The organism is Allobaileyella intestinalis (assembly GCF_009695865.1).
Classification (GTDB): domain Bacteria; phylum Bacillota; class Clostridia; order Peptostreptococcales; family Anaerovoracaceae; genus Allobaileyella; species Allobaileyella intestinalis.
In genome coordinates this window covers 88,473-104,936 of record NZ_VUNB01000004.1, presented here as the reverse complement: position 1 = coordinate 104,936, position 16,464 = coordinate 88,473, and the positions used below count along the sequence as shown (strand labels likewise).

The 16,464-nt window shown below is 45.5% G+C and carries 14 protein-coding genes; 1 reads left to right on the top strand and 13 read right to left on the bottom strand.

Annotated features, from left to right (window positions below; translation table 11 throughout):
* Window positions 1-6: 6 nt before the first annotated feature.
* Window positions 7-1,362: an MATE family efflux transporter gene (locus FYJ66_RS05450; protein ID WP_154572506.1), complete on the top strand. Its 1,356-nt coding sequence runs from the start codon at window positions 7-9 to the stop codon at window positions 1,360-1,362.
* 108 nt (window positions 1,363-1,470) lie between these two features.
* Here the strand turns inward: FYJ66_RS05450 and FYJ66_RS05445 are convergent, their stop codons facing one another.
* The 13 genes from FYJ66_RS05445 to alaS form a co-directional block, all read right to left on the bottom strand.
* The gene (locus FYJ66_RS05445; protein ID WP_154572505.1) at window positions 1,471-3,576 is read right to left on the bottom strand and encodes a CocE/NonD family hydrolase; all 2,106 of its coding nucleotides are present in this window, start codon (window positions 3,574-3,576) and stop codon (window positions 1,471-1,473) included.
* Between the two features lie 176 nt (window positions 3,577-3,752).
* Window positions 3,753-5,129, bottom strand: coding sequence for an LVIVD repeat-containing protein (locus tag FYJ66_RS05440; RefSeq protein WP_154572504.1), 1,377 nt, complete (start codon window positions 5,127-5,129; stop codon window positions 3,753-3,755).
* 16 nt (window positions 5,130-5,145) lie between these two features.
* Window positions 5,146-5,646 (bottom strand): DUF1097 domain-containing protein, encoded by a 501-nt coding sequence (locus FYJ66_RS05435; protein WP_154572503.1) that lies wholly within the window; start codon window positions 5,644-5,646, stop codon window positions 5,146-5,148.
* Between the two features lie 9 nt (window positions 5,647-5,655).
* Window positions 5,656-6,543, bottom strand: a complete 888-nt coding sequence (locus FYJ66_RS05430; protein WP_235897368.1) for an acetyl-CoA hydrolase — start codon at window positions 6,541-6,543, stop codon at window positions 5,656-5,658.
* 91 nt (window positions 6,544-6,634) lie between these two features.
* Complete coding sequence (locus tag FYJ66_RS05425) at window positions 6,635-7,618, bottom strand: flavodoxin family protein (protein ID WP_154572502.1); 984 nt, start codon at window positions 7,616-7,618, stop codon at window positions 6,635-6,637.
* A 100-nt stretch (window positions 7,619-7,718) separates the two neighbouring features.
* Entirely contained in the window at window positions 7,719-8,192 is a 474-nt protein-coding gene (locus FYJ66_RS05420) for a hypothetical protein (RefSeq protein ID WP_154572501.1), read from the bottom strand.
* A gap of 212 nt (window positions 8,193-8,404) precedes the next feature.
* Window positions 8,405-9,316: a LysR family transcriptional regulator gene (locus FYJ66_RS05415; RefSeq protein ID WP_154572500.1), complete on the bottom strand. Its 912-nt coding sequence runs from the start codon at window positions 9,314-9,316 to the stop codon at window positions 8,405-8,407.
* 104 nt (window positions 9,317-9,420) lie between these two features.
* Window positions 9,421-10,608, bottom strand: a complete 1,188-nt coding sequence (locus FYJ66_RS05410) for a phosphoribosylaminoimidazolecarboxamide formyltransferase (protein WP_154572499.1) — start codon at window positions 10,606-10,608, stop codon at window positions 9,421-9,423.
* A 19-nt stretch (window positions 10,609-10,627) separates the two neighbouring features.
* Complete coding sequence (purB, locus tag FYJ66_RS05405) at window positions 10,628-12,103, bottom strand: adenylosuccinate lyase (RefSeq protein ID WP_154572498.1); 1,476 nt, start codon at window positions 12,101-12,103, stop codon at window positions 10,628-10,630.
* Window positions 12,104-12,820 (bottom strand): IMP cyclohydrolase, encoded by a 717-nt coding sequence (locus FYJ66_RS05400; RefSeq protein ID WP_154572497.1) that lies wholly within the window; start codon window positions 12,818-12,820, stop codon window positions 12,104-12,106.
* Between the two features lie 74 nt (window positions 12,821-12,894).
* Window positions 12,895-13,338: a Holliday junction resolvase RuvX gene (gene ruvX, locus FYJ66_RS05395; RefSeq protein WP_154572496.1), complete on the bottom strand. Its 444-nt coding sequence runs from the start codon at window positions 13,336-13,338 to the stop codon at window positions 12,895-12,897.
* A 39-nt stretch (window positions 13,339-13,377) separates the two neighbouring features.
* Entirely contained in the window at window positions 13,378-13,644 is a 267-nt protein-coding gene (locus FYJ66_RS05390; protein WP_154572495.1) for an IreB family regulatory phosphoprotein, read from the bottom strand.
* A 78-nt stretch (window positions 13,645-13,722) separates the two neighbouring features.
* Window positions 13,723-16,341 carry an alanine--tRNA ligase gene (alaS, locus tag FYJ66_RS05385; RefSeq protein ID WP_154572494.1) on the bottom strand — a complete coding sequence of 873 codons (2,619 nt, stop codon included), beginning with the start codon at window positions 16,339-16,341 and terminating at the stop codon, window positions 13,723-13,725.
* Window positions 16,342-16,464 lie beyond the last annotated feature (123 nt).

Sequence of the window (16,464 nt, the reverse complement as noted above, 5' to 3'; positions counted from 1 at the left end):
ATCACCATGCTGAAAATAAAAAAGAACAAGAAGCCCATCCAGCTTTCAGATCATTTTTCATATGGAAAGATGATTCGTTTCACCCTCCCTTCCATTTGCATGATGATTTTTACTTCCATATATGGCATAGTTGACGGATTTTTCGTTTCCAACTACGTTGGTTCCGTGCCTTTTGCCGCCCTTAACCTGGCCATGCCATTCATAATGATATTATCTGCCTTCGGATTCATGTTCGGAAGCGGCGGTACCGCACTGGTATCAATGCGCCTGGGAATGGGAGAAAAAAAGTGGGCAAACGAAACTTTTTCCCTGCTGACCTACGCACTGCTTATAAGCGGCATCATCCTGGGTATAGTGGGGGCTGTTATTGCTCCACAGATGTGCAGACTTCTTGGTGCAACAGATGAAATGCTGCCCTTTGCCGTACAGTACACCAGAATCAACATGCTTAGCCTTCCACTTTTTATGCTCCAGCGGATGTTCCAGAGCTTCATGATAACCGCAGAAAGACCTCACATGGGCCTTGTGGTCACAGTAATCTCCGGATGCACAAACATGGTGCTGGACTGGCTTTTCGTAGGGGTCTTCAGATGGGGACTGGCCGGCGCAGCTTATGCCACAGTAATCAGTGAATACGCAGGCGGATTGATACCACTGCTGTTCTTCCTGATGCCAAACAACTCACCTCTTCGCCTTGGAAAAACCCATTTTCACTGGCGGGACATTGCGAAAGCCAGCACCAACGGCTCTTCGGAGCTTCTCTCGGTCAGCGCTTCATCAATTATAGGAATGCTTTATAACCTGCAGCTTCTCAAATACGCAGGTACAGACGGGGTGGCAGCCTACGGTGTCATCATGTACGTGAATTTCATATTTACGGGAATCTACTTCGGATACACCATGGGAATTTCCCCTGTAATAGGATTTCACTACGGTGCGGAAAATGAAAACGAACTGAAGAATCTTTTTAAGAGCTCCATAAGAATGCTCATCATCTCCTCTTTCGTCATCACCGTCCTTTCAGAGCTGGCTTCACGGCTGCTGGTAAACATTTTCGTGGGCTACGACCTGGATCTCATGGCCCTGACGGTAAGGGGCTTCAGGATCTATTCCATTGCTTTTCTTTTCATGGGAATAAACATATTCGGTTCTGGATTCTTTACCGCCCTGAACAACGGTGGTATTTCCGCTATGCTTTCGGTCGCCCGTTCCCTGGTCCTGCAGCTCATATTCATCTATCTGCTGCCATTTTTCCTTGGCACAGACGGGCTCTGGCTTGTGGTTGTAGTTTCCGACGTACTATGCCTCCTGCTGACATTTTACATGCTGGCTAGATACAGAAATAAGTACCATTATATCTAATGCATGTAATTACTTATACATATCCCCTGATTTGCAGATTCTCTGCACCATAAAACCGTGGCCACCACACTTTTTTCGTGAAGCAGCCACGGCCATTTTATTCAGCACTTATTTCAACCCACCGCTGAAATTCCCGAAATACGGGATCTCGGCTTTTACCGATCCTGTCTGGATGTCGGCAGAATATGTTTTGTGAATCAGGCAGAAAACAGGATCCTCCGTTCCGATGACTACTGCCAGGCGGTGTCCCTTTGCAAGGGTGTACCTTGTGGCATTCAGGAACACCTGATAGTTGTGATACTCCCCTTTTACCAGCTCTATTCCATCAGAAGCCGTTACAGGATCGTAGCCTGCTCCCGGATTGCACAGGTCCATATATGCCCTGGTTATTACGTTGTACTTCTTTGAAGATGTGGCAAACTCTCCCTCGTCCAGAGCCGGAAGCTCTCCGCCGTTTGGAAATTCTTTTTCCCTTACCACATCAACAGGTATGACATTTCTCGTAGGATCTGTTGCCGAGATGCTCTCGAATTCTTCGTCGCAGACATCGCAGAGAAGCAGTGTCAGCTTAAGGTCATCCTGTTTTCCGGAAGAAGTTCCTATGGAAAAAGTAAGCTTATCTGCGTCATGAGCGTTTACCCCATGGTATCCATTGGCCGGGTCTCCTGCTGAAAGTGCAGCACTAAAGTCCACACGAACCGTTCCCTGAATAATGAGATCGTCCTGGAGGGGTTCAGTAAGAAATCTCATGTTCATGTTGGACGAGGCGGTACTCATCTTCTCATCAAAGTTTTCCTGGTTTATTCCAGCTGCCTCCCAGTCTGTATTAATGGTGGCAGTACCCTCGTCAGGCCACTGAAGTTCAAGGCTTTTTCCCGTGTGCCATGAATCTGCAGTCTCCCAGATATGCTGATCCCTGTTGTTCTGGACCAGGACTTCAGGCATTTTCTCAGCGCCGTTTTCTATGCCATACAAATAGTGGGAATACCAGCGGTTGGTAATATCCTCGTAGAATTCTCCGTTAACACGAAGGCTGTATCCTTTGTTCTGCATTGCGGGCGTTATGTGAGGTCCCTGGTGAAGAAGAAGCTTCACGTTCTGGCCTGCCTTTTTGAATGAATCGAACATCATTTCGAACTGTTTGGTAGATACATTTTCGTCGTGAAGTCCGTGGACTATCAGGGCCGGGCACTTAAGGCCATCTGCTGCCAGGGTGTAGTTTCCATCTTCCCAGAACGGGCTGTAGTCAGTGCCTGTTTTAAGCTGTTCAAGGCTGAGGGCGTGGTGAAAAGCATCCAGCCTGTTACGCATTTTCTCTGTCAGTTCCGGGTCGTTATAACGGCTGGTGCAGTAATACGAAAGGAAGCTGTTCAGCACCTCCTCAGGCCAGTAGCGCTGGGCTCCCTGCTGGTTCTGCTGGCTGTACCAATCTGCAATACCTGCTACTGGTACTATGGTTTCCAGGCCGGGAACCCCTGTAGTTGCAACGGCAAAAGGCATGGTGCCCGCATAAGAACGACCTGTCATGGCCACTTTTCCATTGGACCAGTCGGCATCCACTGCAATGGTACCCTTCCTGTCAGCATATGCTGTCCTGTCTCCATGAAGCCATTCAACAACAGCTTTAAACCCGTCTCTTTCGTAATGGGATCCCACAAATTCAAGGCCGTCTGAGCCCAGGGTTCCGAATCCGGCACAGGTGACTACCGCAAATCCTCTTACAAGATAGTAGTTGAAATTATCTATGTTCTCGTAGCACATGGATCCGCTGTTTCCTTTATCCGGAAAATACCAGTCCGAAGGGCGGGCGTTCATGGAAGCTTCCAATGTCGTCATCCTGCCTTCAGGAACTCTGGCCGGTGCTTCATTGTCAAGATCTCTGCAAATATCAAATGGCGGATACTCTTTGGAGTCCACCTCCTTCATGTGGTCATAACCATCAGCGTTGATGCCTGCACAGTATGGACGAGCCTCATAGATTGCAGCTGCCTTGTAATTTCCCATAGCTGCACTGCGGGGAACCTGAACGAAGGCCTTTACCAGGTCTCTTTTTCCATCTCCGTCCATGTCGTAGTCTGTCTCAACATAGACGCAGCAGCGGACGATGGCAGAAGTGGCGGGATCGTATGCTTCCCCAGTCTTGCCATCTGTAAAAGGAAATACAGGCTGTGCTGCACCGTTCTGGAATACCGGTAACTGGTTGAAATCGTTCATTATTTACCTCCATGATAAAACGTCAATTAAAACATGAAAAACTGAACAGATATGCCTTATACAGCTAAGAGTTATTGTACCATTTTCAGACCACAGTCTGAATATAAAAAAGAACCCTGAAGAAATAATCTCCAGAGTTCTTAAAAGGACTGTGATGAAAGTCCGATGTTAGCTTATTAGTCTTCGTATGTCTTGCGAAGAATGTAGAATCCATCTTCCAGAGCATCGATGATGATATTTCCTCTGTCGTCAACAACAACATCCTCTGTGGATGAAATGTGTGGTCCAGGGAACGGGAAGAATCTGTTTGTAGGATTTGGAGGAATGAAGTATGCCTTTTCCTTTATGTAGAAAGGATCAGACACATCGTATATTCTCAGGCCTGCGTGGAAGTAGGCATCATATACAACGTCTCCTCTCTGCTCCAGCCATGGCTTTCCATCCATTGGCTCGTGAAGGTTGTGTGGTCCGAAAGGTCCCTGACATCCCAGTGCATAAGTATTGAAGTTTGGTGCAGGGAAATCTTCTGGAACTTCTGGATAAGGGAACTCGGCAATCAGAGTAGGCTTAGCCGGATCTCTTACATCTACCATATGGATGTTGTTCAATGCCTGTGCCTCTTTGATTGATCCCTTCTCGAAGAACTCGAATCTCTCACCTTCGTTCATAACTACACACAGATCTCTTCCAGGCAGAGGGAGAGCTGTATGAGTTCTTGCACCTGCCAGGTGGCTGGAGAATGCCGGCATGAACTTAAGCTGACCAAGAGCCCTTGGTCTCTTGAAATCGCTTACATCCAGAATGATCAGGCCGTCTCCGCAGTAACCCATGTAGCACTTTCCATTCTTTACGAATGGCGGGCCGTGAAGCCATCCTTTATCCATGAAGTCAGGTACGTGTGGTGCTGAATGATCTACTGTTCTTCCAGGATATCCGTCAACATACTGATGAGGTGCCCACCATCTTCCTTCTTCAACTGGATGAGCAGGATCAGATATATTGATTATCCTGTAAATCATGCCCTCGAATTCCATTGCCTCCGCAGACAGATGAACGTAGTCTCCGCCATTATACATGAATCTGTGGACGCCCATTGAATGTGGAACTCCGCAGTCCCAGTAGCCAAGGAACTCAGGATTCTCTGGATCATCCTTCAGGCTGTAGATCATAATACCCTGAAGACTCTTCACCTTATCCCTGTCTCCTACAAGAACACCAGGACCAGCTCCTGATGTAAGTGCGAAGATCAGCTTGTCGTCGGCAATCTGAACTTTTGGTATGGAAGTAGTTGGATATTCCTCAATTGAGAATGGCAGCCACTTCTTAATGAAAAAAGGCTTTTTAGGATCAGTAACATCACTGATCATAATACCAACTCCGGCTGGTCCGGCCGCAAATGCTGCACCGTAGAGCAGGTATCTGCCTTCTTTTGTCTTGTAAAGGGCCATCTGGAACATTCCGCAGCTGTCATCCATGCCGCAGAACGACAGAACTTCGAGGTTTTTAATATAACCGTCGTTACCTTCGCCCTTTGAATAAAAATGTTTAGGCATCTAATTCTCTCCTTTCTTAATTATTGTTTATCACTCTGTGAATTTTGTCCATGAGAGCACCTACATAGTAGACGCCAACAAGCATGGCTGCAGCAATCTGAACTGTAAGTGACAATCTAGGAGTTGTTGTATCCAGGTTCATTGTAAGCATTCCTATAGCCCACCCGGCAAGCCAGGAAGGCATGTATATAAACTTAGGCACAGCATTGGAAACTACAACTACTATGAAGCCGAGTACGAACAGCACCAGGAAAAGTCTTATATTCATGTTCAGAAAGTTTACAGACATTGCCATTGACGCCACCAGTGCCCACAGATCTCCAAGGAGATATCCTATGGAGATTTTCAGAGCATCTTTGAACTGATTGTTATTGGCTCCGTATATGCCTGCGCTGATCAGTGCAATGGGCCCCACACTGTTACCAAGATATGGAGCTGCCACAGCCCAGGCTGGAGGTAAGACAGCCACTAACAACGCCAAAGTGAGTATTTCTTTTTTCCTGCTTTTCTGACTCATCAGCAGTTCCTATCTCATTGTGATATAACCGCGGTACTGAGTCATGTTGTCTGATCTTGCAATATCAGACAGGAAAATTCCTGTAAATCCATAAGACTTCTTCAGATATGGGAAGTCTGAAGTCTCAGCCCATTCAGGCTTCTTGCACTTCTTGGATGCCTTCTCAACTGCGTTTACCCAGGCTGTCTGGCATGGGAACCACATCTCGACCAGTCTGTCGAAATCGCAGTTGTTAACTTCCTTCATGATTCTGCTGGAGAGGCATCTTGTCACCTCTTCGCAGTCTGTGAATGCAGGAATAAACTCTTCCTTCAGCCACTTATCGCCTTCCTCACGGCTGACACCTTCTGGATATCTTACCATGAACTGCCATCTGTAGTTAGGGCCGTCTTCTACAGTTCTTCCTTCGCCCTTGAAATCATCTTCCCACCATACAGGAACAAAGGCAAATACGAATGGAACTGTTCCAAGAGCCTCATTACCCTTTGTGGATCTTGCGTCATCACCCTCGAAGTTCTCTTCTTCTCCCTTTGTGATGAAGTGAGAATGTCCCTCGTCAGGCAGGTTGTTCTGCCAGATCAGTACGTCCTTAGGGAAAAATTCTGTCAGTGCCTTATGGTGTACGAATTCCCTTATGTCATTAGGATTTGCCAGCCAGTAATGCTCAGTCATCTGCATTCTTACAGTTCCGAATCTCTCTCCCCCTGGAGGAACAGGCAGAGCCTGGTAGAAAGCATATTTTGAAACATATGGTCCGAACTGTGAAATACTATCCGGAACATGATATCTGTACAACCAGTTCTCCAGCTTGATTCTGTAGTCTTCATGAGCCAGATCTACAAAAATCAGACTCCTGACCGGATAAAAATCAGGTCTCTTCATTGTTACTCCTTTCATGTACCTCTTCGGTACCGGCATAATTGCCCTATTCACAAACACCGGAGACAGAATGTCTCCGGCAATTGAATAACTAATTCAACATATTATACTAGTTTGCCTTGGATGGTGATGGAATTGGTTCAGCAACAGCTGTGTAGTGAGCCTTGCGTGCCTTGAACTCCTCGTCCTTGCTGAGGCCCATCAGTCTTCCCTCGTTCTCGAAAATATCTTCTCCGTGAAGCTTCTTTCCAGAGAGAATGTCATGAGCATGGAACTCAGTTGCAGGATCGAACTTGAATGTCATTACATCTCCGTCCAGAACCAGCTTACCCTTAAGTCCGCACAGTTCGCACTCAGCAACATCTGTGCCTGGGTGGATATAGAAATTGTTTCCGTGGCAGTGAGGACATGCACCTTTCTTGCCCTTCCAGTAATCCAGCTTGTCGTTCTCAGGGCTGAAGATCATCAGGTGTCTGTCAGCAATGTCCTGTGCAGCGTCTACCAGGTTTCTTGCGATTTCTCTCATACGCTCAACCTTGTCATCCTGCATGATTACATCCTTGGACCATGAGAAGTAATCGTTGTCTACTACCTTCCAGCCAGGGCTCATAGCCAGCATAGCATGGTCTGTCTCAACTCTTACAGCCCAGTCAGATCCGCCAATTCCAACGAAGGAAATAGCCTTCTGCTTGAAGTACTTCATGTCCAGAGGCTCCTTGCCCTGCTCCTTCATTTTCTCACAGCATCCCAGCATCAGACCTGTATCATGTCCAGGTCCCATTCTGTCCATAAGTGTGTGGAAGAGACCGGTGCAGCCTGATTCGAAGATCGGGTCAACGAACAGAACTCCGTCTGCATCTACCATTTTCTCATAGAGAGCCTTAAAATCATCTTTCTGTGAGCAAACCATGCCCTTGCCTGTTACCAGCGCTCTTGAACATGCAACACAACCTGTGCAAGGTCTGATGTCCCAGTCAAAGAGATGAATGAATTCGATCTCAGCGCCCTTCTCCTTTGCAGCCTCCAGAGCTACACGGCACATTGTGTCGTTGTTTCCGTTCTTAGTTCCCAGCGAAATTCCCAGAATCTTCATTGATTTCTTCCTCCTGATTTCATAATCAGATTTTAATTTCTAAAATGATTTTGGACTATAACTTCTATTCTGTCCGTCTTACTGACGGTAAAAATGAATACTACTTATGCTCATAATCTGCAGGTTCATGGCAGATTGCTCTGCTCAGCTTGTCAGCTGGAACATTGCAGATAAATGCAACGATAAAAGCTGTAACGTAGCACGGAATGAAAGTTCCCAGTGCTGCGAAGACAAATACGATGAATGGCTGATGTGCAATGATCAGTACGCCTACTGCTGCCATTACAATATCAAGTATGATTGTGAACACAGCAGCCACAAGGATGTTGAAGAAAACACCGAACTTGAACGTAGCTGGCTGTGCAAACTTAGATGCAAATGCAAATCCCCATTTAGGGAAAGGAACAAACATATTGATCAGGAATGTAATGATGTAAGCCAGGATACAATTCATTATAAATGCCTGAGTTGAGAAGTTCTTTCCTACAAGAAGGGCTACCAGAGTTACAACTATACTGAGTGGCAGATCCAATATAAGCGCATTCACTGCCATGAGCTTTTTACTCTTTACCATTGTTCTATATCCTCCTGCAAAGTAGTAATCGTGAAAAGAATAACGTCTTTCAATGAGATAATATAGAATCCCGGTAACTTTGTACAATTATTATCAAGGTATTAGATGCATAACCTGCAGGTTATGCAAAAACAACAGGCTACAGGCCTGTAATTTCAAGGTATTAAAAAAAACAATCCTGGCTTGTCAAGACTTCCGGGATTGTATATTTTTCAGGAACTTCTTTCATTAATCTTTTCTTTGTTGCTTACTGTTATTTCTTCCAGAATGCGGGAAGCTGTTTCTACCACCGGCCTTGAATCTCTGGCGATGGTAACCACACAGATTTTGTCCTGGATATCCACATCGAAATACTTTATGTCATGAGAATGCTTTGCCCAGTTCCAGCAGTCCGCAAAGGCTACCCCCATGTCATTCCGCACATAAGTAATCATGGCCTCAAAATTATGAACAAACTTGATCTCAGGCGTAAACCCGAAAGGTCTGCAGTAGGAAGTAATAATTCTTTCGATGACGCTGTTCATAATACAGGACGGAGCAACAAATGTCTTGTCTTTGAAATCTGATATTGCAGGTTTAATTGAGTTATCAGATGACCATTTTGATGAATACATCAGAATCTTGCGGGATTCCATTATATCTCTGCATTCCAGATCATCAATGTCATAAAGGCTGTTGTGCAGTGTCATCACAATGTCCAGCCTTCCGTTCAGAAGGGAAGCTTCCAGATCCTTTATTCCTCCGCAATCAATCTCAATCTGTATTCCCGGAAAGGCTTCCTGCATTCTGCGATTTAACTCAGGCAGAATCAGCGTCAGATCCCATCCCTCCATAAAACCGATTTTCAGGGTTCTCCGCTCTCTTTCCTGAAGTTGAACAGCCTTTTCCTTTACGTTTTTCAACCCTGCCTTGTAGTTTCCAAAGAATTCGTAAAACAGTTTTCCTGCTTCAGTTAATTCAGTTTTCTTGTTGTTCCTGTAGAAAAGCCGTACTCCCAGTTCCTCTTCCATCAGCTTAATCTGTTTTGATATGGCAGGCTGAGACACATACAGTTCCTGAGAAGTTTTTGTAAAACTCAGGTTTGTTCCCACAGCCATAAAATAATCTATCTGCAGGTCATTCATCTGGACTCTCCTTCCATAAATTATCTTCAAAATCCACTGCGGAACCCTATTCCAGACTCATAAAACGAAGGGCCACCTTCTGCAGGCAGCCCCGTTCTTACAAATTAGTGGTGGAAAAGTCTGATTCCGTTGAAAACCATTACCATGTTGTTTCTGTTGCAGCAATCCAGCACAACATCATCTCTTGTAGAGCCTCCTGGCTGAACAACATACTTCACTCCGCTTTCAAGTGCTCTCTCGATATTATCGCTGAACGGGAAAAATGCATCTGAAGCCAGAACCACATCGTTCTCCTGGGAAAGGAGCTCCTTTTTCTCAGCAATCGTAAAAGCTTCAGGCTTTGAAGTAAATTTTTCTTCCCAGTTAAAGTTGCCTGTTGCCTCAGGGGTCTCTTCCATTGCAATATATCTGTCAATGAAATTGTCCTTGTCCGGTCTCTTAATACCATCCTTCCATGGAAGATTAAGAACCTTGTCTGACTGCCTCAGGAACCAGTTGTCTGCTTTGCTGCCGGCCAGCCTTGTGCAGTGGACCCTTGACTGCTGTCCTGCTCCAACGCCAATGCACTGTCCATCGTAAGCATATGCAACTGAATTGGACTGAGTGTACTTCAAAGCTATGAGAGCAATAATCATATTCTCCTTAGCTTCTTCCGGCAGATCTTTATTTTCCGTTACGATATTGGTGAGGCAGGAACTGTCCAGTTTAACATCGTTGTGCTTCTGGGAAAAAGTAATTCCGAACACCTGCTTCTTCTCCAGTTCCGGTGGTTCGTAAGCTGGGTCCATCTGCAGAACCAGGTACTTGCCGCCTTTCTTCTTTGTCAATATCTCAAGGGCAGCTTCATCATAACCTGGAGCAATTATTCCGTCTGATACTTCCCTCTTGATCAGCCTTGCACAGGTCTCATCACATACATCGCTGAGGGCAATAAAATCTCCGAAGGAAGACATCCTGTCTGTTCCCCTTGCCCTGGCATAGGCAGTAGCAATAGGAGAATCATCGAGACCATCTACGTCATCTACGAAGCAGGCTTTCTTAAGTCTCTGACTCATAGGTCTTCCAACAGCTGCAGAAGTTGGACTTACATGTTTAAAAGAAGCTGCTGAGGAAAGGCCTGTTGCTTCTTTAAGTTCTTTAACCAGCTGCCAGCTGTTAAGAGCATCCAGAAGATTGATATATCCCGGCTTTCCATTAAGAACAGTAAAGGGAAGATCCGATCCGTCTTCCATTGAAACGGACGCAGGCTTCTGATTAGGATTGCATCCGTATTTCAGTTCCATCATATTCATATCGAGTCTCCTATTATATCTATACATTAATCTCAGCGTCCAGTTTCTCGTCAGGATATCTGTCGAGAATAGGTTTGATTACATCATTGAGGAAGTCTGTAACCTGACTGGCTGAACGACCAGTGTACAGCTTCGGATCAAGATGACTCATGATCTCTTCCTTTGTCAAATGGAAGGCAGGGTCTGCTGCCAACCTGTCTACCAGATCAAGAGGCGCACCCTCCATCTTGACCCTCCTGGTTGCAGCGTGAGAATGTTCCCTGATAATTTCATGGAGCTCCTGGCGGTTTCCGCCCTTCTTAACGGCCTCCATCATGATGTTTTCAGTTGCTATGTATGGAAGCTTCTCCATTACTCTTGCATAGATGACCTTAGGGTAAACCACCATATCACTGGTAATGTTAATGTAAAGATCAAGAATTCCGTCCATGGCCAGGAAGGCTTCCGGAACAGAAAGTCTCTTGTTGGCAGAATCGTCAAGAGTCCTTTCGAACCACTGAGTAGCTGCCGTAATAGCAGGATTGAGAGAGTCAATCATCACATATCTGGAAAGAGAGGTGATTCTCTCAGATCTCATTGGATTCCTCTTGTATGGCATAGCCGATGAACCAATCTGATTCTTTTCGAAAGGCTCCTCCATTTCGCCGAATGACTGAAGAATTCTCAAGTCGTTAGAGAACTTAGATGCAGACTGGGCAAGGCCTGAAAGAGTCGATAAAATATTATAGTCAACTTTTCTTGTATATGTCTGTCCAGATACAGGAACGCATCCCTTGAACCCGAAATCGTCGGCAATAAGCTGATCCAGCTTTCTCACCTTGTCTTCGTCTCCGTCGAAAAGGTCCATGAAGCTTGCCTGAGTTCCCGTTGTTCCCTTGGATCCCAGCATTCTGAGATCTTCTATTCTTCTCTCCAGCTCCTGGATGTCAAGGGAAAGCTCATACATCCACAGTGTTGCCCTCTTTCCAACAGTCGTAAGCTGGGCCGGCTGAAGATGAGTGTATCCCAGGCAAGGAAGGTCCTTGTATTTGTCTGCAAAAGCCGCTAGATTACGCTCAACCTGAACTGCTTTTTCCAGAATAACATTGAGGGCATCTCTCATCAGGATCACATCTGTATTATCGCCTACATAGCAGGAAGTTGCTCCCAGGTGGATAATAGGTTCAGCCTTCGGACATCTTTTTCCGTAAGCATATACATGGCTCATTACATCATGGCGGACTTCCTTTTCCCTCTTCTCGGCAACCTCAAAGTCCACAATGTCCTTGGCTGCTTCCATCTCGTCAATCTGTTCCTGAGTTATGCCCAGTCCCAGCTCTTTTTCCGCCTTGGCCAGAGCAATCCAAAGTCTGTGCCATGTGGTGAATTTCTTCTCATCTGAGAAAATATACTTCATCTCTTTGCTGGCATATCTAACTGAAAGCGGTGACATATACACCAGTTTCTCTGCAGGAACGTTTCTCTGTTCCTCTGGAATTTCAAAATGTTCAGCCATTTAGTCCCCCATTCTCTTGTTCTTGATTATTGTGGTTCTATCCCCTGTTTCCTTGTCTATTGACATGACGCACAGAGAGATCTTGTTTTCATCATCAAGGCAGTTCCAGATGGTGTTTCCAAAGGTTTCAAGATCTCCTGCTCCTGACAGATCTATGCTCCACGGTTCTCCGCAAAATGTCGGCAAAGGATTGTCATTTTTTTCATAGGTATGTATGAAACGGCCGTTGCCTTCCTGGCATCCGTACTCGTAGAGATACCTGGCGCAAAGCTCTCCTTTTCCGTCCTGGTTCTTCAGGATGCTCATGGAAAAATCTCCTGTCTTCATAGAAACAAGACCGCTGATCCTTGGAGTGTAGTTTGGTTCGTCAGGTTCAAAGCATCTTGTTCTAAGGGACTCCTGGAAGGTCTTTCCTTCCCTGAAGCCTTCTTCAATAGTATCAGTCTGGTCACCATTGGTAACGATCAGCTTATCTCCTGATGTCTTAACAGGATAATAGATGATGAGACTTGGATCTTCCAGCTTATCTACATCATATGGAGCGATTGCAAGGTTCTCTCCATCCTCATAGAAATAACGGTTCCTGCTGTTCTGGCTTCTTCCCATAATGAAATATCCGATGTATACCTTGCCCTTGAGATTTCCTATTAGGATACCTCTGCCCCAGTATTCATTAGATGAGAGAAAGCTCAGATCCTGAATCAGATTTTTTTCCATTTGCACCCTTTCCTTACCACAAAAATACATCTAAATACAGCCCGGGAACAATCGTGACCCCGGGCATACATGCATCAGCTCTGCAGATTATGCTGTCTGTCCATGTAACTTTGAAGAATAACTATGGCAGCTTGCCTGTCCACAATTTTCTTCCTCTCCTGTCTGGTCATGCCAGCCTGAGACAGTACGCTTTCTGCTATTACAGTGGTAAATCTCTCGTCCATCCAGTCCACTTTAACATGAGCCATGGCAGAGCTTCTCAGTTTATTTTCAAGACGTCTCCTGAACTCTCTGACCTTCTCGGTCTGAATGCTGTCACTTCCGTCTAAACTGAGAGGAAGACCTATGACTACAGTATCGCAGTCATATTCTTTGATAAGATTAAGCACTTCAGTAGTATCCTTCTTTATGCCCACTCTTTCTATGGTCTTAACCCCCTGGGCTGTTATGTCCAGAATGTCGCTTACTGCAACACCTATGGTCTTATCTCCCACATCGAGTCCTATTTTTCTGCCCAAAATTTATCTCCTGTCTTCTTTGTAGGGACTGTCTTAAAACTAAAGATCTTCTTCGTTCTTTTCTTTTCCCAGATATGCTCTCAGAATCTCTTCAAGAAGATCGTCTCTGTCCACCTTCATGATCAGATTTCTGGCTCCATTATGGCTGGTAATATATGAAGGATCTCCTGAAGTAAGGTATCCTACCATCTGGTCAACGGCGTTATACCCTCTTTCCTCAAGGGCATTGTACACCTGCTCCAGTATTTCCCTTCTTGTGAGCTGTGTAGCCTTTACTCCTTCAAACAAAATCGTATCCTTGCTCATTTCCGCACCTCCTTACATAGTTCGGTATTAAGTGGATAGCCTCAGAAAATGAGGAAACAGTATTCATACATTATTATTCTACGCCTGTGCCTCAAGAATTTCAGCAGCCTTGTGGAATGCGTCTTCCAGTTTCTCCGGATTCTTGACTCCGGCCTGAGCCATTCCGGCTTTTCCGCCGCCACCGCCGCCTGCAGCCTTTGCTACTTCCTTAATAATCTTTCCAGCGTGGTATCCCTCTCCAACAAGCTTGTCACTTACTGCGCAGATCATGGAGGCCTTACCCTCTGTTACTGAAGCAAAGACGATTACAGCGTTATCTACTTTTTCCTTAACACTGTCTGCCATCTCTCTCAGCTGATCTGCATCAACATCATTGAAGGATGCTGTAATCAGTTTCGCCTTTCCTGCATCCTTTCCAGAAGCAATTATATCATCAAGAGAATCAGCAAGCTTTCCTGCTTCCATGCTCTTAATGGTTTTGGCCAGCTCCTTGTTCTCAGCCATTACCTGTGCAGCCTTTCTTGCCACCTCGCTTCTGGTTGTCTTGAGGGCCTCTGCAGTTTCTTCTACTGTATCATCAGTTCTCTTTAGCAGGTCTGAAACAACTGTTCCGGTAACAGCTTCAATCCTTCTTACCCCTGATGCTACTCCGCTCTCTCCGGTGATTCTGAATGCGCCGATCATACCAGTGTTGTTAAGATGAGTACCTCCGCAGAACTCAACGCTGTAGTCGCCCATGCTTACAACTCTTACAATTGAGCCGTACTTCTCACCGAAAATGGCCATAGCTCCCAGCTTCTTGGCATCTTCAATAGGCATCTCTTCCATCTTGATATTAAGGAACTGGTCAATCTTCAGATTTACCAGGCGCTCCACATCACTAATCTCTTTGTCTGTCATAGGCTGGAAGTGACTGAAGTCGAACCTGAGATAATTGTCATCAACGAATGATCCGGCCTGCTGAACGTGATTTCCCAGAACATCTCTCAGAGCCTGCTGCAGCAGATGGGTAGCACTGTGTCCTCTTGATATCTTGTGTCTCCGTACAGAATCTATAGACATCTGGACTTCTGTGCCGTTTTCCAGCTGAAGGGCTGCATCCATATCTTCCGGTCTGATAATGTGGAGATAGATTCCATTCTCCTTAACCACATCTTCCACTCTAAGCACTGTCTTTCCGGCTGAAATAAATCCTGTATCGTTAATCTGTCCGCCGCTTGTTGCATAAAATGGGGTTCTGTCTGTAATAAGCAGAGCATGGGTCTCATCCTTCTTTCCTGTGTAAAGGACGTTTCCGTTGCAGGATTCCATCTCATATCCCACAAATTCCGTGGCAGGCAGGCTGTCATAATCGGCAGCATCCTTCCATGCATCATCAGAAGTATCCTTCTGACCGGCTCTGGCCATGTCCTTCTGACGGGTCATATGTTCACGGAAGCCTTCCATGTCTACTTTCTTTCCCTTTTCTTCCAGAATCTCTTCTGTAAGCTCTACAGGGAATCCATATGTATCATAAAGTTTGAATGCATGCTCTCCATCAAGAGTGTCTTTTCCCTCTTCTTCCATATCTGCCACATATCCAAAGAGAAGGTGTAAACCGTTATCCAGGGCTTTGCCAAATCTCTCTTCTTCAAGGGAAATCATCTTCTTGATGTAATCTCTTTTTTCCACCAGTTCAGGATAAGCCTCTCCTGAAACTTCAATTACCTTATCTGCCAGCTGTGACAGGAACTCAGGCTCCTGAATGCCCAGAAGTCTTCCGTGTCTCGATGCACGTCTGATAAGTCTTCTGAGAACGTATCCTCTGCCCTCGTTGCTTGGCAGAATTCCGTCAGCAATCATGAACACCATGGATCTCAGGTGGTCCGTTACGATCCTGATACTCATGTCAGCCTTCTCGTCTCCGTCTTCGTATTTGACTCCTGCCATTTCTGTTACGGCATTGAGAATGTGACGGACAGTATCTACATCAAATATGGAATCCACACCCTGCATGATGCAAGCGATTCTCTCAAGGCCCATTCCTGTATCAATGTTTGGATGAGCAAGATTTGAATAACTGCCATCCTCTTCCCTTGAGAACTGAGTGAAAACGTGATTCCAGAATTCAACATACCTGTCGCACTCACATCCAGGCTTGCAGTCTGGCTTACCACATCCGTATTTCTCCCCTCTGTCGAAATAAATTTCGGAACACGGACCGCATGGGCCAAGACCGATCTCCCAGAAATTGTCTTCTTTGCCAAGTCTGACAATATGATCCTCTGGCATGCCCAGGCTTATCCATATATCATGAGCTTCCTCATCATCTTCATAGATTGTAGCCCAAAGCTTATCCTTCGGCATCTTCAGGTTTTCTGTAATGAATTCCCATCCCCAAGTAAGTGACTCTTTCTTGAAATAGTCACCAAAGCTGAAATTACCAAGCATCTCGAAGAATGTGCCGTGTCTCGCAGTCTTTCCAACATTCTCGATATCGCCTGTTCTGATGCACTTCTGGCAGGTGGTCATCCTCTTTGAGGGAGGAGTCTCAACTCCTGCAAAATATGGCTTAAGAGGCGCCATTCCCGAGTTGATTATAAGCAGGCTCTTGTCGTTCTTCGGAATAAGCGATGCGCTTCCTGCGGCATAATGTCCCTTGCTTACATAAAAATCTCTGAAACGGCTTCTGATTTCATTTAATCCAAGTTTTTCCATGAAAAAATCTCCTATTTTGCAAACTTATAGAATTATACTATATTTGAGTATTCTTGTCATACAAAGCCCCTCCAAATATTAGTCTTCAGGGGAAAAAAACTTTCAAAACTCTTCTGATGGCCC

Bases quoted from the DNA above. Each gene is read 5' to 3' on its own strand.
- FYJ66_RS05450 (WP_154572506.1), top strand. From the start codon at position 7: ATGCTGAAAATAAAAAAGAACAAGAAGCCCATCCAGCTTTCAGATCAT.
- FYJ66_RS05445 (WP_154572505.1), bottom strand. From the start codon at position 3,576: ATGAACGATTTCAACCAGTTACCGGTATTCCAGAACGGTGCAGCACAG.
- FYJ66_RS05440 (WP_154572504.1), bottom strand. From the start codon at position 5,129: ATGCCTAAACATTTTTATTCAAAGGGCGAAGGTAACGACGGTTATATT.
- FYJ66_RS05435 (WP_154572503.1), bottom strand. From the start codon at position 5,646: ATGAGTCAGAAAAGCAGGAAAAAAGAAATACTCACTTTGGCGTTGTTA.
- FYJ66_RS05430 (WP_235897368.1), bottom strand. From the start codon at position 6,543: ATGAAAGGAGTAACAATGAAGAGACCTGATTTTTATCCGGTCAGGAGT.
- FYJ66_RS05425 (WP_154572502.1), bottom strand. From the start codon at position 7,618: ATGAAGATTCTGGGAATTTCGCTGGGAACTAAGAACGGAAACAACGAC.
- FYJ66_RS05420 (WP_154572501.1), bottom strand. From the start codon at position 8,192: ATGGTAAAGAGTAAAAAGCTCATGGCAGTGAATGCGCTTATATTGGAT.
- FYJ66_RS05415 (WP_154572500.1), bottom strand. From the start codon at position 9,316: ATGAATGACCTGCAGATAGATTATTTTATGGCTGTGGGAACAAACCTG.
- FYJ66_RS05410 (WP_154572499.1), bottom strand. From the start codon at position 10,608: ATGAATATGATGGAACTGAAATACGGATGCAATCCTAATCAGAAGCCT.
- purB (WP_154572498.1), bottom strand. From the start codon at position 12,103: ATGGCTGAACATTTTGAAATTCCAGAGGAACAGAGAAACGTTCCTGCA.
- FYJ66_RS05400 (WP_154572497.1), bottom strand. From the start codon at position 12,820: ATGGAAAAAAATCTGATTCAGGATCTGAGCTTTCTCTCATCTAATGAA.
- FYJ66_RS05390 (WP_154572495.1), bottom strand. From the start codon at position 13,644: ATGAGCAAGGATACGATTTTGTTTGAAGGAGTAAAGGCTACACAGCTC.
- alaS (WP_154572494.1), bottom strand. From the start codon at position 16,341: ATGGAAAAACTTGGATTAAATGAAATCAGAAGCCGTTTCAGAGATTTT.